The 22,943-nt window shown below is 62.6% G+C and carries 12 protein-coding genes; 9 read left to right on the forward strand and 3 right to left on the reverse strand.

Annotated elements, in window-relative coordinates; genetic code table 11:
• The first annotated feature begins 9 nt into the window (after positions 1 to 9).
• Entirely contained in the window at positions 10 to 1,899 is a 1,890-nt protein-coding gene (locus ACZ6WW_RS04485) for an HAL/PAL/TAL family ammonia-lyase (RefSeq protein ID WP_465273156.1), read from the forward strand.
• Between the two features lie 1,159 nt (positions 1,900 to 3,058).
• Here the strand turns inward: ACZ6WW_RS04485 and ACZ6WW_RS04490 are convergent.
• Positions 3,059 to 6,271 (reverse strand): efflux RND transporter permease subunit, encoded by a 3,213-nt coding sequence (locus tag ACZ6WW_RS04490; protein ID WP_281848231.1) that lies wholly within the window; start codon positions 6,269 to 6,271, stop codon positions 3,059 to 3,061.
• Between the two features lie 15 nt (positions 6,272 to 6,286).
• A complete protein-coding gene (locus tag ACZ6WW_RS04495; protein ID WP_465273157.1) occupies positions 6,287 to 7,498 on the reverse strand; it encodes an efflux RND transporter periplasmic adaptor subunit in 1,212 nt (403 codons plus the stop codon).
• 602 nt (positions 7,499 to 8,100) lie between these two features.
• Here ACZ6WW_RS04495 and ACZ6WW_RS04500 point away from each other — a divergent pair.
• The 8 genes from ACZ6WW_RS04500 to ACZ6WW_RS04535 all read left to right on the forward strand — a co-directional run bounded on the left by ACZ6WW_RS04500 (position 8,101) and on the right by ACZ6WW_RS04535 (position 21,144).
• Positions 8,101 to 13,029 (forward strand): NAD-glutamate dehydrogenase, encoded by a 4,929-nt coding sequence (locus ACZ6WW_RS04500; RefSeq protein ID WP_465273158.1) that lies wholly within the window; start codon positions 8,101 to 8,103, stop codon positions 13,027 to 13,029.
• Between the two features lie 122 nt (positions 13,030 to 13,151).
• Positions 13,152 to 13,913, forward strand: a complete 762-nt coding sequence (locus tag ACZ6WW_RS04505) for an NAD kinase (RefSeq protein WP_281848234.1) — start codon at positions 13,152 to 13,154, stop codon at positions 13,911 to 13,913.
• 34 nt (positions 13,914 to 13,947) lie between these two features.
• Positions 13,948 to 14,877 carry a 5'-nucleotidase gene (locus ACZ6WW_RS04510; protein ID WP_465273159.1) on the forward strand — a complete coding sequence of 310 codons (930 nt, stop codon included), beginning with the start codon at positions 13,948 to 13,950 and terminating at the stop codon, positions 14,875 to 14,877.
• Positions 14,878 to 15,358: 481 nt separating this feature from the next.
• Complete coding sequence (locus ACZ6WW_RS04515) at positions 15,359 to 16,369, forward strand: LysR substrate-binding domain-containing protein (protein WP_465273160.1); 1,011 nt, start codon at positions 15,359 to 15,361, stop codon at positions 16,367 to 16,369.
• Positions 16,370 to 16,600: 231 nt separating this feature from the next.
• On the forward strand, positions 16,601 to 17,770 hold the full coding sequence (locus ACZ6WW_RS04520; RefSeq protein ID WP_465273161.1) for an acyl-CoA dehydrogenase family protein: 1,170 nt from the start codon (positions 16,601 to 16,603) through the stop codon (positions 17,768 to 17,770).
• Between the two features lie 50 nt (positions 17,771 to 17,820).
• Positions 17,821 to 18,363 carry a GNAT family N-acetyltransferase gene (locus ACZ6WW_RS04525; protein ID WP_465273162.1) on the forward strand — a complete coding sequence of 181 codons (543 nt, stop codon included), beginning with the start codon at positions 17,821 to 17,823 and terminating at the stop codon, positions 18,361 to 18,363.
• Positions 18,360 to 18,821 (forward strand): hypothetical protein, encoded by a 462-nt coding sequence (locus ACZ6WW_RS04530; RefSeq protein ID WP_465273163.1) that lies wholly within the window; start codon positions 18,360 to 18,362, stop codon positions 18,819 to 18,821. Before ACZ6WW_RS04525 ends, ACZ6WW_RS04530 begins: the two co-directional genes overlap by 4 nt.
• Before the next feature lie 58 nt (positions 18,822 to 18,879).
• Positions 18,880 to 21,144, forward strand: a complete 2,265-nt coding sequence (locus ACZ6WW_RS04535) for a thiamine pyrophosphate-dependent enzyme (protein ID WP_465273164.1) — start codon at positions 18,880 to 18,882, stop codon at positions 21,142 to 21,144.
• Here the strand turns inward: ACZ6WW_RS04535 and ACZ6WW_RS04540 are convergent.
• On the reverse strand, positions 21,141 to 22,862 hold the full coding sequence (locus tag ACZ6WW_RS04540; RefSeq protein ID WP_465273165.1) for a sensor domain-containing diguanylate cyclase: 1,722 nt from the start codon (positions 22,860 to 22,862) through the stop codon (positions 21,141 to 21,143). The genes ACZ6WW_RS04535 and ACZ6WW_RS04540 overlap by 4 nt on opposite strands.
• Positions 22,863 to 22,943 lie beyond the last annotated feature (81 nt).

The raw sequence follows: 22,943 nt of genomic DNA on the forward strand, positions 1-22,943 counted from the left end.
GGTGCAGGCATGACGGCAAAAACGGTTCTTCTCGATGGCAATAGCCTGACGCGTGAACAGCTGGTGGCGGTCGCACGCCACGGCGTGAGCGTGGCGCTGGATCAGTCTCAGCTGGTGCGCGTGCAGCGCGCGGCGGATTTTCTCGCCGACAAGGTGAGCTGCGGCGAGCCGACGTACGGCGTTACCACGGGTTTTGGCAGCAACGCCGACAAGTTGCTCGGTGCGCATCGCCTGCGCGACGAACTGCCGGGTGGGCATCCCGACAAACCCGAAGGCACGCTGCTCGAAGAGCTGCAGCACAACCTGATCATTACCCATGCGGTCTGCGTCGGTAAGCCGTTTGCCGCCGATGTCGTGCGCGCCATGCTGGTGATCCGCATCAATACTTTGATGCGCGGGCATTCGGGTATTCGCGTGCAGACACTCGAAGCGCTGACCGCATTGCTCAACAGCGGCGTGGTGCCGGTAGTGCCGGAGAAGGGTTCGGTCGGTGCCAGTGGCGATCTTGCGCCGCTCTCGCATCTGGCGATCGTGCTGCTCGGCGGTGGCGAGGCCTTCTACCAGGGCAAGCGCATGTCCGGTGCCGAAGCGCTGAAGCTCGCGGGCCTCGAACCGATCCGCCTGTCGTTCAAGGAAGGCCTGGCGCTCAACAACGGCACGGCGCAGATGCTTGCTACGGCGGCGTTGAGTCTGCATTCGTTGGAATATTTGCTCGACCTCGCCGATCTCGCTGCCGCGACAACGCTGGATGCCTTTGCCGGCCGCAGCGGTGCCTTGCGTCCGGAAGTGCATGCGTTGCGGCCGCATCCGGGTCAGGTCGACACGGCCGCGCACGTGCGCGAGCTGCTTGCTGGTTCCACCCTGGTCGATATTCCGTATCACCTCGTACCGCGCTTCAAGTCGTGGACGGCCGAGGCATGGAGTACGCCCGAAGACCAGGCGCTGAGTTTCGATATCGGTTGGGACTGGGTCCCGGCCAATCAGCGTCATGGGCGCGAGGCGTTCTACGCCCGTTTCCTGCCATTCAAGGGCGGCAAGAAGCACCAGCCGCAGGACGCGTATTGCCTGCGCTGCATGCCGCAGGTTCACGGTGCGGTACGCGATGCATGGGCACAGGCTTGCCGCGTGATCGATATCGAACTGAATTCGGTTACGGACAATCCGCTGATCTTCCCCGATGCGGAAAATCCGCAGTTCATCGAAGAGCAGGTGATTTCCGCCGGTCACTTCCATGGCATGCCGTTGGCGTTGGCGATGAGCTACGTCAAGGCCGCTATTCCCGTGCTGGCCTCGATCTCCGAGCGCCGTCTGAACAAGCTGGTCGATCCGGCCACCAACGATGGTCTGCCGGCTTTCCTCACCGGCAATGAAGACGGCACCGATTCGGGTTTCATGATCGTGCAGTACACCGCAGCGGCCCTGGTCAATGACCTGGCCACGCGTGCGCACCCGGCCAGCGTCTACTCCGTGCCGACCAGCGCGAATGCGGAAGACCATGTTTCCATGGGCGCCAACGAGGCGCGCCATGTGCTGGAGATGATCGACGACCTGGGCCATGTGCTGGCGTTGGAGCTGTACACCGCGGCGCAGGCATTGGATTTCCGTCAGGCGATGCTCAATGCGGCACGCCGGGTTGCCGCTCGCGGCGACTGGAAGGCCATTGCAGGCAAGATCGCCAATGCGCCGCGTGAGGACAGTCCGCATTACGCGCAGTTTGTCGAAGAGGTGAAGCAGTTGATGGCGGCCTTGGCCGACGTCGGCGACTTCCATGCTGGCGAGGCGGTGCGCGATGCGCATGCGGTATTGCGCCAGCAGATCGGATTCATGGCGCGGGATCGGGCGATGGATTCGGATGTGCGGGTGGTTTGTGAGTTGGTTCGAGATCGGGCGTTTGGGTAGTTGTTGTTTTTGATATCTCCTTTGCGTCGCACGCCCGCACGATTTCCGTAAGAGCCACAATCTCGTCATCCCCGCGTAGGTGGGGATCCAGTGGCTTCGGTGGTAGGTTGTCGCTTGAGCGTTAGTCGCTCTGGCTTAGCGTTTCCGCTAGAAAGTCGCCTGCGGCGTGTTTCGCCCGCCTGCCGGCGAGCGAGTTACTTTCTTTGCTTGTCCACGCACGCAGTGCGAACGGCGTTAGCCGGCCCGAAGGGCGGAGGGCCGTAAGGCCCGGAGTAAAGAAAGATAACCAAAGAAAGGACACCCCGCGTCCGCCGTCGCTGCGCGACCGTGAGGTTTGGCCGGGCTTTAGGACGGGACATCCGTGTCCCGTCCTAAAGGCATCGACGTCCTGTCGATGCCCCCTTCGGGGCCTGATCGTCCAAACCTCACTCGGCTCCCGAGGGGGCCCGAAGAGCTGACCGCTCGCTGCGCATCGCTTGCCAAGAGCAAAGCACAACCCTAAACCTCGCCCCCTCTCCCCTAGTCGTCACTCCGGCCTACGCCGGAATGACGAGAGGGGTAAGCGAGGGTGAGGGGACATCTTAAGTCCTCAGCACCGCGACGCCTCGCGCACAGATCCGGTGTACCTCAGAAGCGCCAGAAGTGTCCCCTGTCGGTTCGAGTAGGCGGCACGAACGGTTTTATCTCTCAATGCTGCTCAGAGCTCTTGATCCACAGGCCATTTCTCTTGGGTTACTTTCTCTTTACTCCGGACCTAAAGGTCCTTCGCCCTCCGGGCCGGCTTTCGCCGTTCGCACTGCGTGCGTGGGCCAGCAAAGAGAAAGTGACTCGGACGCCGGCAGGCGTTCGAAACGCCCGCTGCGTAAGCGGCCAGGTCGCGAAAGCACACAGGCAAGAACCGAGCACTGACGCCACTGGATGACCAGCTTCGCTGTTGAAAAAGCGCTTCCGGCCTACGCCGGAATGACGAAGTAGGAGGGGGTGCGCAAGCGGCCAGGTCGCCCGAACACACAGGCAAGAACCAAGCACTGATGCCACTGGGTTCCAGCCTACGCCGGAATGACGACATAAGGTTGTGTAAAAGCAATGCGCATCAACAAAAAAAAGAGGCGCACCAAAGTGCGCCTCTCTCCGATCGATCACTACCGATCAACCCACATCAAGTCCCGCGATGCGGATCCGAATCAAACGAAGCCGGCGGCTGATGATCTCCGCCACCATGATGCGGCAGCTTGCCCGACGGCTCGTCGAGCTTATCGCCCAGCAAGCGACGCACGCTCACATAGAACACCGGAATCAGCAGCAGGCCGAGGAAGGTGGCGAACAGCATGCCGCCGATCACGCCCGTACCGATCGCATGGCGGGAGTTCGCGCCCGCGCCGGTGGAGACCGCCAGCGGGAACACGCCCAGAATGAACGCCATCGAGGTCATCAAGATCGGGCGCAGTCGCAAGCGAGAGGCCGTCACTACCGCGTCGAACAGCGACTTGCCCTGTTGCTGCTGTTCCACCGCGAATTCCACGATCAGAATCGCGTTCTTCGCCGCCAGACCGATCACCGTGATCATGCCGATCTTGAAGTACATATCGTTCGGCAGGCCACGCAGCATGGAGAAGACCACCGTACCCAGCAGGCCCAGCGGAACCACCAGCAACACGGCGACCGGGATCGACCAGCTTTCGTACAGTGCCGCCAAGCACAGGAACACGATGACGATCGACAGCACCAGCAACAGCGTGGCCGAGTTGCCTGCCAGGATTTCCTGGTAGGACTGGCCGGTCCAGTCGGAGCCGAAGCCCTTGGGCAGGTCGTTGTCCACGATGCTCTGCAGCGCGCCCATGGCCTGGCCGGTGGAGTATCCCTTGCCTTCGCTGGCGACGATTTCCACCGCGGCATAGCCGTTGTAGCGGGTCAGTGCCGGCGAGCCCGTGCTCCAATCGGATTTCACCACGCTGGAGATCGGGATCATGTTGTACGGATTGACCGCCGAGCTGGTGTTGTTGTTGGCCAGCGAGCTGGGCGTGAACACGTGCTGCAGTGCGTCCGGACCCATGCGGTAGGCCTGGTCGGCCTGGATGTAGACGCGCTTCACGCGGCCGCCGTAGACGAAGTCGTTGACGTAGATCGGCGCCAGGGTGAGCTGGATGGCCGTATACACGTCGCTGACCGACAAGCCCATCGACTGGGCCTGCACGCGGTCCACCTTGATGTCCCACAACGGTGCATCGGGCAGGGAGTTCGGACGCGTGCCCAGCAGTGCCGGGTTGCCCTGGGACTTGCCCAGCACCATGCCCATGGCCTGCATCAGCTCGCCATGCGTCTGGCCTGCGCGAGCCTGCAGGTACATGTCGATGCCGCCGAACTGGCTGAGGCCGCGGATAGTGGGCAGGTTGACCACGAAGATCTGCGCGTCGCGAATGCCGTGCAGCACGCCGTTGGCCTGCATGATCAGCTCGTCCGCAGTGATCTTGCGCTCACTCCAGTCCTTGAGCTTGATGAAGGCCATGCCCGCACTTTCGCTCTGGCCGACGAAGCTGAAGCCGCTGATCTGATACATGCCGACGATATCGTCGTTCAGCGGGCTGTTCTTGATGCGCTCGCGCATCTCGGCCATCACCTGTTCGCTGCGCTTGAGGGTGGCGCCCGGCGGAAGGTTCACGATGGCCAGCGCAAAGCCCTGGTCCTCGCTCGGCACGAAGCTGGTCGGCAACTTGGTGTACAGGAAACCGGCCAGCACGGCGACCAGTGCGAATATGACCATCCAGCGTGGTGCATGACGCGTGGCGCTGCCGATGTGGCCGCTGTACGTATGCGTGACCCAGTCGAACACCTTGTTGAAGCCGCGATACACCGCGTTCTTCTTCTCGTGGTGCGTTTCCTTGAGCATGGTGGCGCATAGCGCCGGCGTGAACGACAGGGCCAGGAAGGCCGAGAAGCCCATCGACACGGCAATGGTCAGCGCGAACTGCTTGTAGATGACGCCGGAGGCGCCGGCCTGCAACGCCGAAGGCACGAACACCGCCGCCAGCACCACCGTGATCGCAACCACGGCGCCGGTGATCTGGCCCATCGCCTTGCGGGTGGCTTCCTTGGGTGGGAGGTGCTCCTCGGTCATGATGCGTTCGACGTTTTCGATCACCACGATCGCGTCGTCCACCACGATACCGATCGCCAGCACCATGCCGAACAAGGTGAGCTGGTTGATCGTGAAACCCAGTGCGATCAGACCGATGAAGGTACCCATCAGCGCGACCGGGATCACCAGAGTGGGGATGATCGTGGCGCGGATGTTCTGCAGGAAGATCAGCATCACCAGGAAGACGAGGATGATCGCCTCGATCAGGGTGTGCACCACTTCGTTGATCGACACCGTCACGAACGGGGTGGTGTCGTACGGTGCGAACCAGCTGACGCCCTGCGGGAAGTCCTTCGCCAGTTCGTCCATCTTGGCGCGCACGGCGGTAGCCACATCGAGCGCGTTGGCGCCCGGCAGCAGCTGCACACCCAGGCCGCCCACCGGCTGACCGTTCCAGGTGGAGGTCAGGCCGTAGGTCTGCGGACCGAAGGACACGCGGGCCACGTCGCTTAGACGCACCACCGTGCCGTCGCTGTTGGCGCGCAGGATGATGTTGCCGAACTCCTCGGGCGTCGAGAAACGTCCTTCAGCCGACACCGTGGCAGTGAATGCCTGGTCATCCGGCGCCGGGTCGGCACCCAGCGAACCGGCAGCGAACTGCACGTTCTGGGTGGAAACGGCATTGAGGACCGTGCTGGCCGACAGGCCATAGCCTTGCAGCTTGTCAGGGTTCAACCAGATGCGCACCGCGTATTCGGCACCGATCACGCGGGTGCTGCCTACGCCCGGAATACGACCGACCTGATCGGCGACCTGCGAGGCAATGATGTCGGCCAGGCGGTTGCCGTCGATCTCCGGGTTGGTGGACACCAACGACACGAACATCAGGAAGTCGGGGTTGTTCTTGGCCACCACCACACCCTGCTGGGTGACGGCGGTAGGCAAGCGTGGCTGGGCCAGCGAGACCTTGTTCTGCACCTGCACCTGCGCGATGTCGGGGTTGGTGCCCGTCTCGAAGGTGAGCGTGATGGTCCCCGAACCGTTGGAGTTGGAGGAGGAGCTGAAGTAGAGCAGGTGATCGATACCGGTGAGCTGCTGCTCGATCACCTGGGTAACGTTCTTCTCCACCGTATCCGCGTTGGCGCCAGGGAAGGTCGCCGACACCACCACCTGTGGCGGGGCGATGTTGGGGTAGGACTCGATACCCATGTTCAGCATGGCGATACAGCCGACCATGGTGATGAGGATCGCTACCACCCACGCGAAAATCGGGCGGTCAATGAAAAAACTCGGCATATCGGTCGACTCCCGTTACTGCTTGCCGGCCGCAGGCTTGGCGCCCTGCGTACCGTTGGGCGGGCCGGCGTCCTTGCCCGGCTGCCAGGGCGCCGCCTTGGCGGGGGCACCCGGCTGGACGGACTGCAGGCCCGACACGATGATCTGGTCGCCGGCGGCGAGGCCTGCGGTAACGATCCAGTTGCCGCTGCTCAAGTCGTTGGCGGTGATGTTCTTGCGCTCGACCTTGCCCTCCTGGTTCACCACCAGCACGTAGCCGCCGGCGACATCGCGCGCCACGGCCGGCTGCGGCACCAGGTACACGTTGTTCTGCTGGCCGAGGTTCGCCTTGATGGTGACGTAGGTGCCCGGCAGCAGGCGCTTGTCCGGGTTGGCCAACTGCGCACGCAGATTGATCGTGCCGGTGGTCGGGTCGACCGTGGCGCCGGAGAAGTCGAGCAAGCCTTGCTGGTCGTACTTGCTGCCGTCCGGCAACACGACCTGCACGGTGGTCTTGGTCGGATCGCTGAGGCTGACGTTGCCGGCGGTCTGGGCGCGACGCAGGCGATCCAGGTCGGCGGCGCCGACGGTGAAGTTCACGTACAGCGGATCAAGCTGGTCGACCGTGGTCAGCAGGGTGGAGCTGACGCCGCTGTCGGCGTTGCCGTTACCCACGATGGCGCCTTCGGTGACCTGCTGCTGGCCGGCGCGGCCGTCGATCGGCGCGGTAACGCGGGTGAAGCCGAGGCTGATGCGCGCACTTTGTACGGCGGCCTGGGACTGCTTCACCGCGGCAGCCGAGCTGCGCTCGCTGGCCTCGGCGGCATCCAGGTCCGATTGCGAGACATAGCCCTTCGGACGCAACGAACGGGCGCGTTCGGCGGCGTTGTGCGCGTTGACGTAGGTGGCCTGGGCCGAAGCGAGGTTGGCCAGGGCGGAGTCCACATTGGCCTGATAGACCGCAGGATCGATCTCGAACAGCACCTGGCCCTTCTTCACGTCCGTGCCTTCCTCGTACACGCGCTTGAGCAGCACGCCGGAGACACGGGCGCGTACATCGGCGCTGCGGAAGGCGGAAAGGCGTCCCACCAGGTCCTTGCTGAGCGGGGCGCTCACGGGCTGGGCCTTGACGACGCCGACCTCCGGGGTGGGCATCTGGGGCGGACCTTGTTCCTTCTTGCCGCCGCATGCGGCCAGCGAGAGCAGGCCAAGGCACAGCAGGGGTGTGCGCAGTGACGAGGACTTCATGGGGACTCCATTCTTATTACGTAAACTTGGGGCGCCACCCCTCGCGGGGCGATGTTTAAATCGGACAGCTTACTGCGGCGCAACACGTTGCCCAGTGCCGATGGTCGGGTGAACCATGGCGTGGGCGCACGGCATCGAGCCGTCCGGTTCGTTAGACGGTAGTAGACTACACCGTACAGTTTATAATTTGCCACGGATCGCGGTCTAGCCCCAGATAGGGGGGCAGCGCGGTTTTTCTGCGTATCGATGGCAGCAAGCATCCGCGGCTTCCGGCTTGGGGAAGGGTGGGGCTAGGCATCGGCCCACCAGGGTGTGAGACGGATTCTGACGCAAATCAGTGCTGTGGGTAAGCGCCAAATGACTTGATATCGATCGATATCGATCTTTTTTTGCACTAACTGCCAAGAAAGCACACAGTCGACTGCGCTGTCCTTAGGCTTCGCGCATCATCGTTTGTGTCATGCCTTCGTCGCATACATCGACAAATCTACCTGCATGAAGCCACAACATTGATGCAGTACAGCACGCATCACGGTGGATTCGCTTTCTTGCGAGGCGTATTCTTTTCCGGCTTTTTTCGTCTCCACTGACCAGTAGATGCCATGAATGCGATGCGTGCGTCCGGCGACCGTCTAATCCAGACCGTCGTACTCGAAGAACTCAAGAAGAATGGATTTTCAACGACGCGCCTTGAAGAGGCGCAATTTTTTATCGACGCTTTCTTCGCGCGCATTGGCGCCACCGACCTTGACCTGCATTCCAGTGCCGAATGGGCCACGCTGGTCGCCGGCCTGATCGACTTCATGCAGCAGCGCCAGCCGGGGCGTGCCTCGGTGCGTGTGGTCAACCCGGAAACCGGCTTCGCCGGCCGCAGCCTGGTGCAGGTGGTGACCGACGACATGCCGTTCCTGGTCGATACGGTGACCATGAGCGTATCGCAGTGGCCGATCCATGCCGTGATCCATCCGGTCGTCAAGGTGACCCGCGATGCCGCCGGCAAGCTGCAACGCCTGGGCGACGATGGCGATGCGTCCGAGTCGGTGATGCATTTCGAGATCGACCGCGTGGCCACCGAGGCCGAACTGGTGCAGCTTCGCACCCAGCTTGAAGGTGCGCTCGACGATGTGCGCGACGCCGTCCGCGACTGGGCGACGATGCGCGACAAGGCGCTGGCGATCGCCGCGGATCTGCCGCAGCGCAAACTGCCGCTGGATGCCGCCGGGGTCAAGGAGGGAACCGAGTTCCTGCACTGGCTGGCCGACGACAACTTCACCTTCCTCGGCTATCGCGAATACGAGGTCAAGCAGGCTGACGGCGAACAGGTGCTGTGCGCCGTCGAGGGCTCGGGCCTGGGCATCCTGCACAAGCGCGAGCGCTCGATTGCCCCGCGCTCGTTGCGCACCCTGGTCGCCAGCGAACTGCCGCAGTCCGGTTCGACCGATGCGATCATCCTGACCAAGACCAATGCCCGTTCGGTCGTGCATCGTCCCGGTTACATGGATTACGTGGGCGTGCTGAAGTTCGACGACAGTGGCCGCCCGATCGCCGAGCAGCGTTTCCTGGGCCTGTTCTCGTCCAACGCCTATATGGCGCGCCCGCAGGACGTGCCGATGGTGCGTCAGAAGGTCGAGACGGTGCTGGCGCGTTCGGGCCTGAAGCGCGACTCGTATTCCGGTAAGTCGCTGCGCCACATTCTCGAAACGCTGCCGCGCGACGAGCTGTTCCAGAGCAGCGAGGACGAACTCAACACCACTTCCAGCGGCATTCTCGAACTGCGCCAGCGCGCACGTACGCGTCTGTTCATTCGCCGCGACCGTTATGGTCGTTTCTTTACCTGCATCGTCTACATCCCGCGCGACCGCTTCAACACCGCGGTGCGCGAGCGCGTGGAAACCTTGTTGCGTGACGCGCTGCATGGCGAGACGGTCGATTCGGCCGTGCTGATGGGCGAGGCCGCACTGGCCCGCCTGCATGTCGTGGTGCGCCCGAAGATCGGCGATCACGCCGTGTACGACGCACAGCAGCTGGAGCAGCAGGTCGCCGTGATCGTGCGCAACTGGCACGACGAACTACGCGACATGTTGATCCGCGATCGCGGCGAGCATGACGGTGTCGTGCTTGCTAACCGTTACGGCAAGGCCTTGCCGGCCGGTTATGTGGAAGACGTTTCGCCCAGCGTGGCGGCCGAAGATGTGTATCAGCTGTCGCAGCTCAAGGGTGACGACGCTATCCGGATGTCGTTCTACCATCCCGAGCATCGCCCGGAGGCGCTGCGCTTCAAGGTCTACCGCAGCGGTTCGGATCTGCCGCTGTCGGAAATCCTGCCGCAGCTGGAAAATCTCGGCCTGCGCGTGCTCACCGAGCACCTGTACGACCTGCCGATGGGCGATGGCACGCTGTACATCCAGGATTTCGAAGTGCAACCGGTCGGCAACCTCGCCTTTGGCGTGGAGCAGGTCGGCAGCCTGTTCGAAGATGCGTTCGAGCAGATCTGGCGCGGCAATGCCGAAAACGACGGCTTCAATCGCCTGGTGCTCGGTGCCAAGTTGAACTGGCGCCAGGTCGCCATGCTGCGCGGCTACTGCAAATATGTGTTGCAGACCGGTGTGGCGTTCTCGCAGTCGTATATGGAAGACGCGCTCAACCGCTATCCGGCGATTGCCGGTCTGCTGGTCGAGTTGTTCCTGGCCAAGTTCGATCCGCGTCGCGAGCAGTTGACCGTCGACGAATTGAAAGCCGCCGGCAACACCTTCACGGCCGAGATGCATGCGCTGATCCCCGAATCGATCCGTGCCGCCCAGCCGGCGCTGATCGACGGCATGATCGGTGCCATGGCGCGCCCGCGCGCCGAGCAGATCGCCGTGCTCGAAGAAGCCATCGGTACGCTGCTCGAAACCGTCTCCAGCCTCGACGAAGACCGCATCCTGCGCAGCTTCATGTCGCTGATCCGCGCCACTTTGCGCACCAGCTTCTTCCAGCAGTGGGAAGGTGCGCATCGCGGTTACATCAGCTACAAGTTCGATTCGCGTCGTGTGCCGGACCTGCCCAAGCCAGTGCCGTATCGCGAGATCTTTGTCAGCGCGCCTCGCGTGGAAGGTATCCACCTGCGCTTCGGTGCGGTGGCGCGTGGCGGCCTGCGCTGGTCCGATCGTCGCGAAGACTTCCGTACCGAAGTACTGGGCCTGGTGAAGGCGCAGATGGTGAAGAACACCGTGATCGTGCCGGTCGGCTCGAAGGGCGGTTTCTTCGTCAAGCGTCCGCCGGTCAACGGCGATCGCGACGCGCAGCTGGCCGAAGGCATTGCCTGCTATCGCATGTTCATCAGCGGCCTGCTCGACATCACCGACAACCTGGTCGAGGGCAAGGTCGTGCCACCGCACGACGTCGTGCGCCATGACCAGGACGATCCATACCTGGTAGTGGCTGCCGACAAGGGCACTGCGACGTTCTCGGATATCGCCAATGCGATTTCGGTGGAGCACGGCTTCTGGCTGGGCGATGCATTCGCATCGGGCGGCTCGAACGGCTACGACCACAAGGGCATGGGCATCACCGCGCGTGGTGCGTGGGAATCGGTGAAACGCCATTTCCGTGCGCTGGGCCGCGATAGCCAGAGCCAGGATTTCACCTGTGTCGGCATCGGCGACATGTCCGGCGACGTGTTCGGCAACGGCATGCTGTTGTCCAGGCATATCCGCCTGCTGGCCGCGTTCGATCACCGTCATGTGTTCCTCGACCCCCATCCCGATACGGCGCGCTCCTTCGCCGAGCGCGAGCGCATGTTCAAGCTGCCGCGTTCGAGCTGGGACGATTACGACAAGTCGCTGATCTCCGCTGGTGGTGGCGTGTATTCGCGCACGCTCAAGTCGATTCCGATTTCGCCGGAAGTGCGTGCGGTGCTGGGCCTCAAGCCCGAAGTCACGCAGCTGGCGCCGAGCGACCTGCTGAGCGCGATCCTGAAGGCGCCAGTCGACCTGCTGTGGAACGGCGGCATCGGTACCTATGTGAAGGCATCGAGCGAAACGCATGCGGATGTGGGCGACCGCGCCAACAACGCGCTGCGCGTCAACGGTGGCGAGCTGCGCTGCAAGATGGTGGGCGAGGGCGGCAACCTGGGTCTGACCCAGAAGGGCCGTATCGAAGCTGCCCAGCATGGCGTGCTGCTCAATACCGACTTCATCGACAACTCGGCCGGCGTGGATACCTCCGATCACGAGGTGAACATCAAGATCCTGCTCGACGATGCCGTCCAGCGTAATGAGATCACCGTCGAGGGTCGCAACAAGCAGCTGGCAGTGATGACCGATGAGGTCGGCGACCTCGTGCTGTGGGACAACTATCGCCAGAACCAGGCGATCACCCTGATGGAGCATCAGTCGGTGCGTCGCCTGGGTTCGATGGCGCATTTCATCCGCATCCTCGAAAACGAAGGCACGCTCGACCGTCAGGTCGAGAACCTGCCCAGCGAATCGGAGCTGACCGAGCGCAAGGCACGCAGCCAGGGCCTGACCCGTCCGGAGCTGTCGGTACTGCTGTCCTACGACAAGCTGCGCCTGTATCAGCAGTTGCTCGAGTCGGACGTGCCGGAAGATCCGTACCTGTCCAAGGAACTGGTGCGCTACTTCCCTGCGCCCTTGCACGAGAAGTACGCCGAGCACATGCAGCGCCATCGCTTGAAGCGCGAGATCATCGCCACCGCGGTGACCAACTCGACGATCAACCGCATGGGCGCCACCTTCATGATGCGCATGCAGGAAGACACGGGGCAGGGCCCGGCGGCGATCGCCAAGGCCTATACCGCCGCGCGTGAAATCCTCGGCGCCCGCGACCTGTGGGCACAGATCGAAGCGTTGGACAGCAAGGTGGCCGAAGACACCCAGATCGACGCGATCATGCAGATCTGGTCGCTGCTGCGTCATCTGACACGCTGGCTGCTCAACCGTCCGGGCGGCACGCTGGATATCGCTGCCAACGTCGAGCGCTATCACGCCGGGGTGAGCGTGCTGAGCAGCGCATTGCCCGGCGTGTTGACCGCCACCGGTAATGCCGACTTCTCCACCAGCCAGGAAAAGTGGGAAGGCCTGGGTCTGCCGCCCGAGTTGGCGCTACGCCTGTCGCGTCTGCCGGTGCAGCGTCCGATGCTGGACATTGTCGAGGTGGCCCAGCAGAGCGGCCAGCCGATCGATCAGGTGGCCGGCGTGTTCTACGAACTGGGTGAGGCGCTGGATCTGGAATGGTTGCGCGACCAGATCGAGGCGTTGCCGGTGGACGGACACTGGCATGCACAGGCGCGCGGTTCGCTGCTGGACGAGCTGACCCATCAGCATCGCGCGCTCGCCTTGCAGGTGCTTGCCCTGGCGGGCAACAGCAAGGACGTGTCGCCGGTGCAGGCATGGCTCAACCGTGACGATGCCACGCTGAAGTACACCCGCAGCATGCTGGCGGAAATCCTGACGCAGAATGCCGACTATCCGATCGCCTCCGTGGCGGTTCGTCGTCTGGCACAGCTGGCGCAGGTGCCGCTCGGCTGATCGCCGCCGGCCCGTTTCAGGGGCCGGGCGATAAAGTGTGAAGGCGTAAGATCATCCCGGTCTTGCGCCTTCATGCTATCTGGGCTCAACTGAGCACTTCGATCAAGGATGGCTAGCCGCCCATGCGTTTTGCCTTTGTCGCCAGCGAGACTACGGTTGCCCAACAGGCCCGGCGCAAGTTTGTCGATCGCTACAAGGACGTTGCGCCCACCGAAGCCGACGTGATCGTCGCCCTGGGCGGCGACGGTTTCATGTTGCGCACGCTACATACCTACCGCGAAACGGCGGCGCCGGTGTACGGCATGAAGCTCGGTCGCGTCGGCTTTCTGATGAACAAGCACCGGACCGACGACCTGGCCGAGCGCGTCGAGCGCGCGCATGCTGCCTTGCTGTATCCGCTGGAAATGCGGGTGACCTGTGGCGGCGGCGACGTGCATCAGGCGTTGGCGTTCAATGAGGTGTCGCTGTTGCGTCAGACCAATCAGGCGGCGCATCTCGAAGTCAAATTGAACGACGCGGTCAAACTGGAAACCCTGGTCTGCGACGGCATCCTGGTCTCCACACCTGCCGGCTCGACCGCCTACAACCTGTCGGCGCACGGCCCGATTCTGCCGCTCGACAGCAATGTGCTGGCGCTGACGCCGATCAGCCCGTTCCGTCCGCGACGTTGGCGTGGCGCGATCCTGCCGCACCGGACGGTGGTCAGCCTGCGGGTGCTCGATGCGGGCAAGCGTCCGGTCAGTGCCACGGCGGATTTTCATGAAGTGCGCGACGTACGACTGGTCGAAATCCGTCAGCAAACCGAGCACGGCGTACGCTTGTTGTTCGATCCGGAACATAACCTCGAGCAGCGTATTCTCGACGAGCAATTCGCTCCGGACTGACGTGCCGACAACCCCGTCTGCTAGATTGCTTGCCATGACACGCCCAACTTCCGACGCTCACGATCCCAAGGCCGCCGCCGACAATCGACTGGTCGTAGCCATCTCTTCGCGCGCATTGTTCGATCTCGGTGACAGTCACGATCTGTTCGAGCGTGACGGGCTGGACGCCTATCGGGCGTTCCAGATCGAGCACGAGAATGAGATTCTGCAACCGGGCGTGGCCTTTCCATTGGTGCAGAAACTACTGGGCTTGAACAAGCTCGCTGGCGACCTGCCGCCCGTCGAAGTCATCTTGCTGTCGCGCAACTCGGGCGATACGGGGTTACGCATCTTCAATGCGATTCAGCACTATGGCCTGGAGATCAGCCGCGCGGCGTTTACCAGCGGTGCGCCCACCTCGGACTACATCGCACCGTTCAAGGCCGACCTCTTTCTTTCCGCCAATGCCGAAGATGTTGGCCGTGCACTAGCCGCCGGCGTTGCTGCCGCAACCATTCTGCCCTCAGTTGCGCCGCCGCGCGCGACCGAGCAGTTGCGTATCGCGTTCGACGGTGATGCCGTCATTTTCGGTGACGAAGGCGAGCGTGTGTCGCGCGAGGAGGGGCTTGAGGCATTTCATCGCAACGAACGCGAGCAGGCCGACACGCCTCTGTCGGTAGGCCCGTTTCGCGGGTTTCTTACCGCGTTGCATCGCCTGCAGACGGCGTTCCCGGCCGAGAATTCGCCCATTCGCACGGCCCTGGTCACGGCGCGTTCGGCACCAGCGCACAAACGCGTGATCTTGACCCTGCGGCGCTGGGGCGTACGCATCGATGAGGCACTTTTTCTGGGAGGCCGCGACAAAGGGCCATTCCTGGACGCCTTCGGCGCGGATATCTTCTTCGACGATTCGCCAGCGAATGTCGAGTCCGCACGCAGGCATGTTGCGACGGGTCACGTGCCGCATGGCGTCAGCAACAACTGATAGCCCATCTTCTTGGGAAATATCTTTCTAATTCATGTGGCTAGCCGGCTTACTCCACGCGGCTCTTTGGCCTTGCCTGGAACGTAAGGCATTTTTCTCCGATTGAATCTTCGATTTAATCGGTTGCGCCAAGACGCCGACCCTTCTAATTTTGTTGTCGACCCCAGCACACTTTCGCCGCTCGATATCGATCGGTAGCGTTGTGTCGGGAACAGCTCATGAAAGGATTCAGAGCTATGGACATCGATGACCCGCGGCATCCATGCCAAAGGCGTTCAAGTTTCGCGAACAGTCTTTCGTCGGACAGGCGAACCTGGAGCGGCGCTTAAGAAAGCGTGAGCGATTTTGACGTTGCGATAGCCGAGTCGATGCTCATCTGAGTAACTGTGTTGACGCAACCTGTGTTGACGCGGCGGGTGCTGCCCCAAGGACAAGGACGTGTCCTCAAGGCAGTAATGATAGACCTTCGGGCTTCGCTGACATGGAAGCATCGAAAACATTGCAAGGAGAGCCGGCGATGAAACGGAAGATGCCACCGCTCAATTCGCTCAAGGCATTTGAAGTAGCTGGTACGACGGGTAATTTCACCCGGGCAGCGGAGCTGCTGAACGTTACCCAGAGTGCCGTCAGTCGGCAGGTGCGCCAGCTGGAGATTCAACTGGGCGAGCCGCTGCTACTGCGGCGTCATCATCATTTACAGCTTACCGATGCAGGGCGTTTGTTGCTGCGTGCGCTGAAACAGTCCTTCGACAAGATCGAACTCACGGTACGCGATATTCGAGACCGGCGGCATGTGAGTCGACTGCGTGTCAATGCGCCGCCGACGTTTTCGGGCCGCTGGCTGCTCCCTAGGCTTTCAAGCCTGCGCGAACTGCATCCCGATATCGAGATCACCCTGACGAATTTTGCGAGAGACAACCTCTCGGGCTCGGGAGGGATTGATTGCGCCATTCGGTGGGGCGATGGAGAGTGGAGCGAGCTCGACAGCACCTTTCTCATGCGCGAGCGCAGCATTGCCGTATGTTCGCCAAGTCTGTTGTGTGCAAGCGGTAACGACGTACCCGACTTCTCTCGTGTTCCGCTGCTGCATGTGCTTTCGGCCGACGGCCAACGGCAGCGTAGCTGGACACGTTGGCTGGAGGCGGCGGGGATCACCGGGGTCAACGTCGATGCAGGTTACGAGTTCGATCAATCCGATATGGCGATTCGTGCTGCGGTGGACGGGTTGGGGATAGCCATCGCCGACTGGCGGATGGTTGCCCGTGAGCTGCAGGAGGGCCCGTTGGTCCAGGTGCTCGATGTCCACGTAGAGGGGCATCAGTCCTATTGGTTTGTCACGCGCTCCGATCCGGCTCCGGCAAAGTCATTGCAGGCGTTTCGACAATGGCTTCAGCAAGAAGCAGGCGCCCCGCCTTCCTCCTCCGCCAACGGGACCATGCCAGGTCACATCGACAAGGCTATGGCCGAGCCCTATCGCTCAAAACCAAGCTAGTGCCCTGTCTCCAGGCTGACGATCCCCGGATGGCAGTTAGGTGGCACGCCGTAGACGTCACGCTGCCTTCTTTTGGCCGTAGGTTCAGGCAATGCGGGGTGGGGAACCCTTGAAATGCCCTCTGGGGCTCGTTTTCGAGTGGACTCGCCTAGGGTTGCTACGCGTCATGACCGGCGGGTAAGGGACAGCTAGAATAGCGGGCTTGTCCATTGCCTTTTCGGAAGCTGAAGCATGTCCGCTCGTTTGAACCCGTTCGACCTGTATGACGTCCGTTCGATGCTCTCTGACGAGGAGCGCATGGTGCAGGACACCGTGGCGCGATTTGTCGACGAGAAAGTCCTTCCGATCATCGGCGACTGCTTTGACCAGGCGCGTTTCCCGAAGGAACTGGTCCCCGAGATCGCCAATATGGGCTTGCTCGGAGCCACCCTTCCCGAGGAATACGGTTGCGCGGGCATGAACGGCGTCAGCTACGGCCTGATCTGCCAGGAGCTGGAGCGTGGCGATTCGGGCTTGCGCAGCTTTGCCTCCGTGCAGAGCTCGCTGTGCATGTACCCCATCTACGCCTACGGCAGCGAAGAACAGAAAAAGAACTATTTGCCGCGCATGGCCGCAGGCGAAGTCATCGGCTGTTTCGGTCTGACCGAGCCGCATGGCGGTTCCGATCCGGCGAACATGAAGACCCATGCCAAGAAAGACGGCGGCGACTGGGTCATCAGCGGCGCCAAGATGTGGATCACCAACGGCAATCTGGCGCATATCGCGATCGTCTGGGCGCAGACCGAGGACGGCATCCAGGGCTTTATCGTGCCGACCGACACCAAGGGCTTCACCGCGCAGGAAGTGCACAAGAAAATGAGCCTGCGCGCGTCCGTGACGTCGGGCCTGTTCTTCGACAATGTGCGCGTGCCCGACAGCGCTCGCCTGCCTAACGTCAAGGGTCTGAAGGGGCCGCTTGGCTGTTTGACCCAGGCGCGTTATGGCATTACCTGGGGGCCGATCGGCGCCGCCATCGCCTGCCTGCAGGAAGTACGCGACTACACCCAAGAGCGCATCCTGTTCGGTCGTCCGTTGGCCGCCAACCAGGCGATCCAGCTGAAGATGGCCGATATGGCCCGCCGTATCACCACCGCCCAGTTGCTGTCGCTGCAGTTGGGTCGGCTGAAGGACGCCGGTGCGATGCAGCCCACCCAGGTATCCCTGGCCAAGTGGAACAACTGCCGCATGGCCATCGATATCGCGCGCGAATGCCGTGACATCCTCGGCGGCGCGGGTATCACCACCGAGCACTCGGCAATCCGCCACGCCTTGAACCTGGAGTCGGTCATCACCTATGAGGGCACCGAGACGGTGCATCAGCTGGTGGTCGGCCGCGAATTGACCGGTATCAACGCGTTCTGAGCGCATGCCTCCGGCCTGCCGGAGGCGTCAGTGTTGGGAGGAAGGCTGCAGTGGATTGGCAGAGTATCCGTATCGAAACCGAGCGTTTGGTTCTCCGGCCGCCGAGGCTTGAGGATTTCGATGGCTGGGCCGCCAACATGGCTGACGAAGAAGCCGCGCGTTTCATCGGCGGCTATCAGCCGCGTGCGGCCGCGTGGCGCAATTTTCTGGTGATGGCCGGTGCCTGGCAGATGCAGGGCTTCGCCATGTTCTCGGTCATCGAGAAGGCGACCGGCCGGTGGATCGGACGGCTCGGCCCCTGGCAACCGGAAGGCTGGCCGGGCACCGAAGTGGGCTGGGGTCTGGCGCGCGAAGCCTGGGGCAAGGGTTACGCGTTGGAGGGTGCATCGGCAAGCATCGACTGGGCTTTCGACAACCTGGGCTGGACCGAGGTCATCCACAGTATCGATCGCGACAACGACGCTTCGCAGGCGCTGGCGCATCGGCTGGGCTCGACCAATCTTGGACCGGGGCAGTTACCTGCGCCGTACGAGCACGTGCAGATCGATATCTGGGGTCAGACGCGCGAGCAATGGCGCAGCCGCCGCGCATGAACGACCCGTTGCAGCAAACCCTGCAAGAGGCCTTGCCGGACCTGCAACGGCTGTGCGTTGACCCGTGGGTGCTTATTGGCAGTGCGGCGGCACGCCTGGTTGGCGCCGACGTCGGCGTGGCCGATATCGATGTGCTGACCAGCGTCGCTGACGCCGACCGCCTGAGCGAGCATTGGCAGGCACGCCGTGAATCGCTGTTCGAGCCGGCTGGCGCTGAGCGGTTTCGTTCGCGTTTTGCGCGGTTTCGTTTTACGGGACTGCCGCTTGAAGTGATGGGCGGACTGCAGCTGCACGACACGCAGGGATGGGAGTCCGTGCTGGCCGGCGACACCATGCTGGTAGCTTTTGGCGGCATGCAGATACCGGTGCCGCAGGTCGCCGAGCAGATTCGCATCCTGGAAAGTTTTGGACGTCCCAAAGATTTGCAACGCGCGGCATTGCTACGCGCCTTGAGCTAGTTACGACATACGTTTTTCGCGCGATGACATCGCGCAACCTAAATCCCTGGATACCGACATGTCTGTTCCGTTTGCCATTACTGCTCGTCACAAAGGTTTCAACCGCGCCGAGATCGTCGATCAGAATTTCACCGAGTTCGTGCAGTTCTGGCAGGGCGACGTACGCGGCACGCCCGATGACGACGCACCGGTAGTGCCAGGCAGCGAGTTGAACGCACAGGGCTTTCGCGAGTTGCTCGAATCGCAGCTGATTTCGCGGCATCTGGACCTGATGGCCCGCGTGTTGCGCGTGCAGAACAAGGTGTTCTACACAATCGGTTCGTCGGGCCACGAAGGCAATGCGATGGTCGCGCGGCTGACGCGTCATACCGATCCGGCCTTCCTGCATTACCGCTCCGGCGGCTTCATGGCCGAGCGTTTCCGCAAATTGCCGGGCATGGATCCGGTGATGGATTCTGCGCTGTCCTTTGCCGCCAGCAGTGAGGATCCCGCCTCCGGCGGCCGCCACAAGGTGTGGGGCAGCAAGCCGTTGTGGGTATTGCCGCAGACCTCGACGATCGCCTCGCATCTGCCCAAGGCGCTAGGCACGGCCGTGGCGATCGAACAGGCTCGCCGCATCGGCCATACCCTGCCGATTCCGACGGACTCGATTGCGATCTGCTCGTTCGGCGATGCATCGAGCAACCACGCCACCGCGCAAACCGCGTTCAATGCGGCCGGTTGGACGGCCTATCAAAAGCTGCCGGCTCCGGTCCTGTTTGTTTGCGAAGACAACGGCATCGGTATTTCGGTGAAGACGCCGACGGGTTGGGTGGCAAGCAATTTTCAGCAGCGCTCCAATCTCGATTACTTCTTTGCCGACGGCCTGGACCTGGCCGAAGGTTATGCGCAGGTGCAGCGCGCGGTGGAGCATTGCCGTACCACGCGTCGCCCGACCTTCCTGCATTTGAAAACCACGCGCGTGATGGGCCATGCCGGCACGGATTTCGAAATCGAATGGCGCAGTATCGAAGAGCTGGTGTCGGTGGAATCCACCGATCCCTTGCTGCGTTCGGCGGCGATCGCACTGGAGTCCGGGCTCTACAGCAAGGACAGTCTGCTGTCCCTGTACGAAGCCACCCGCAAGCGTTGCTTCGCCGCGGCCGAAGAGGCTGATCGCCGTCCCAGGCTGACCAGCCTGGCCGACGTGTTGAAGCCATTGGCGCCTTACACCCCCGACGCAGTCAAGCGCGAAGCGGAGCGGACCGATTACGCCGAGCGCCGCGTCGCGGCGTTCGGCAGCGAAGACAAGCTGCCCGAGAAGCAGGCGCCGCGCCATCTGGCGATTCAGATCGGTCAGGCCTTGCACGATCTGATGGCCAAGTATCCGCAGTCCTTGCTGTTCGGTGAAGACGTAGCGCAGAAAGGCGGCGTCTATACCGTCACCAAGGGGCTGCATAAGGCCTTCAAGAACAGCCGCGTGTTCAATACGCTGCTGGACGAAACGATGATTCTCGGTCTGGCTCAGGGCTTTGCCAGCATGGGCATGCTGCCGATTCCGGAAATCCAGTATCTGGCGTATTTCCATAACGCCTGCGACCAGATTCGTGGCGAAGCGTGCAGCCTGCAGTTTTTCTCCAACGATCAGTATCGCAACCCGATCCTGATGCGCGTGGCTTCGCTCGGTTATCAGAAAGGCTTCGGCGGTCATTTCCATAACGACAACTCGATCACCGCGCTGCGCGATATTCCCGGTCTGGTGGTCGGTTGCCCGAGCCGCGGCGACGATGCGGCAACCATGCTGCGTACGTTGTCCGCACTGGCGCAGGTCGATGGTCGTGTCTGCGCATTCCTGGAGCCGATCGCCTTGTACATGACCAAGGATCTGTACGAAGCCGGCGACGGTCAGTGGCAGTTCGACTATCCGGCACCGGGTTCGGCCATGACGTTGGGCGAGGGCCGCATCTACCATCCCGAGGCCAACGACCTGGTGATCTTCACCTTTGGCAACGGCGTGCCGATGGCGTTGCGTGCCGCGCGCCAGATCGAAGCGGCGCATGGGTGGAAGACGCGAGTGGTCGATCTTCGCTGGCTGGCACCGTTGAACAACGCCTTCATTGCCGAGCAGGCACGCGATGCCAGGCGAATCATCGTGCTCGACGAGGGGCGTCGCAGCGCAGGCGTCGGCGAGGGTGTCATCACGGCGATCGTCGAAGGCGGTTTCGGGAAGACGCCGCTGCGTCGTGTGGTCGGCGAGGACACCTATACGCCGCTGGCGGGTGCCGCGCTGCTGGTGCTGCCGGGCGAATCGGATGTCGTTGCGGCAGCCGCGGAGCTGGCTTAGGACTTGCGCGCCGAGGCTCTTGCCCTCGGTACGCTGGGCGTCAGGCGCGGATCGAGCTGTACCCGATTGCGTCCATTGACCTTCGCGCCATACATCGCCTGATCGGCACGCTCCACGATCGACTCCACGGTGTCGCCCGGCGAACGCATGGCGACACCAATGCTGACGCTGAGCGCCAGATTCTTGCCATCGACCGGAATTTCGAGTCGATGCACGCGCCGGCACAGTCGCGTAGCCACCTGCATGGCGAGTTCCTGATCGAGGTCGTACAGCATGGCTACAAATTCTTCGCCACCATAGCGGCCCAGCAAGTCGGCAGGGCGCAGCTCATGGCGTAGCGCTGCGGCCACGGCGACCAGTGCACGATCGCCGGCAGCATGCCCTTGCTTGTCGTTCAAGGTCTTGAAGTTGTCCAGATCGAGAAACAGCAGTGCAAGCGGTTGTCCGGGCGTCGTGGCGAATATTTCCCGCACGCCTTCGGTCCAGGCCCGGCGATTGAGGATATTGGTCAGCGCGTCGTTGTCGGCCAGCACGCGGACCATGTCGCGGTCGCGCCGCACATTGAGCGCGCGATCGGCCAGGCCAAGCGAAAGGACGATCGCCTCGAACGCGCCAGCGGCAAGGCTGGCATCGTTGAGCCACAGGATATGGGGCAAGGCGCCGCCGATCTGGCTGCTGCACAGCGCGGTCAACACGAGCAGGGGCGTCCAGCCCAGCAGAAAGAACCAGGCGTGGCGCGAGCCGCGCGCGACGGCCACGATCGCCGCCAAGAGCAGCAGCAAGGCACCGAGAATCAATAGCGGGTTGATGAGTACTTGCGCGGTGTGTTCCAACACGTCGATATGGCTGCTGCGCAGTAACAGGATCAGAGGCATGCCGATCGCCAGTGCGATTACCGGCGGATGCAGCCAGGGCGCATAGCGGCGCAACTCGCAGAAGCGCGCCATGAAAAGAGCGGCGAACGCCACGGACAAGGCAACCGCGAAGGTCGCCAGCGTCATCGCCGACCCGACCAGGAATTCCGCATCCAAGGGGTGAAACAGATAACCCGTCTGCACGCTCTGGATAAGCATGTAGCAAAGGATGTATCCGGCATACCAGGCAAACGTCGGATCGCGCAACAAGGTGGCGAAGCACAGTGCCATCAAGGCCATCGCCAGCATCACGGCGAAGCATGCACTGGCGAAGGCCAGCCAGCTCGCATCGTCACGCTCGTACTCGATGCGGTTTTGCAGGATGAAACTGACCGGGGCTGCGATGGTCGATGTCGGTTCGAATTTCAACAGCAACGGCTGCGAAGCGGGTATCTCGGCACCGATCCGAAACGTCACGCGTCCATGGCCATGCATCGCCGCGGAGAAATCGTTCAATGCGTTGGTCTGGCTCGCCCCGTTCGCGTCGTACAGCGTGATCTTGCCCAGCGAAGGCGGATACACCGATAGCTGGCGCTCCACATCGATCCAGGGTCGGTCGGCTTGCAGGACGACCCAACTACCATCCTGTGGCAAGCGTTCCAGCGTGCCTGGATCGAACGCGTGGAAATCGCCATGCCGATAGGCGGCGAGCACGGTCTGCGGCGTGTCGCCGGCACGCACGTCGCGCCAGGCACCCTGCAAGGTATCGGCGGCATGGCAAGGCCCGAGCAACGCGGCCAGTAGCCACGCTACGTTTTGCCACCGTCGGCGGCGTCTGGCCTTTTCGACCGACTCTCCGTCCATCCCCTATCCCCTGTGTCGCCAGTTTGTCCTGTCGACGTATCCCCGGCCGCCCGCCGGAGGGCATCCGGTGGGAGTCAGGTG

It is taken from the genome of Dyella sp. NPDC103356 (assembly GCF_055584465.1).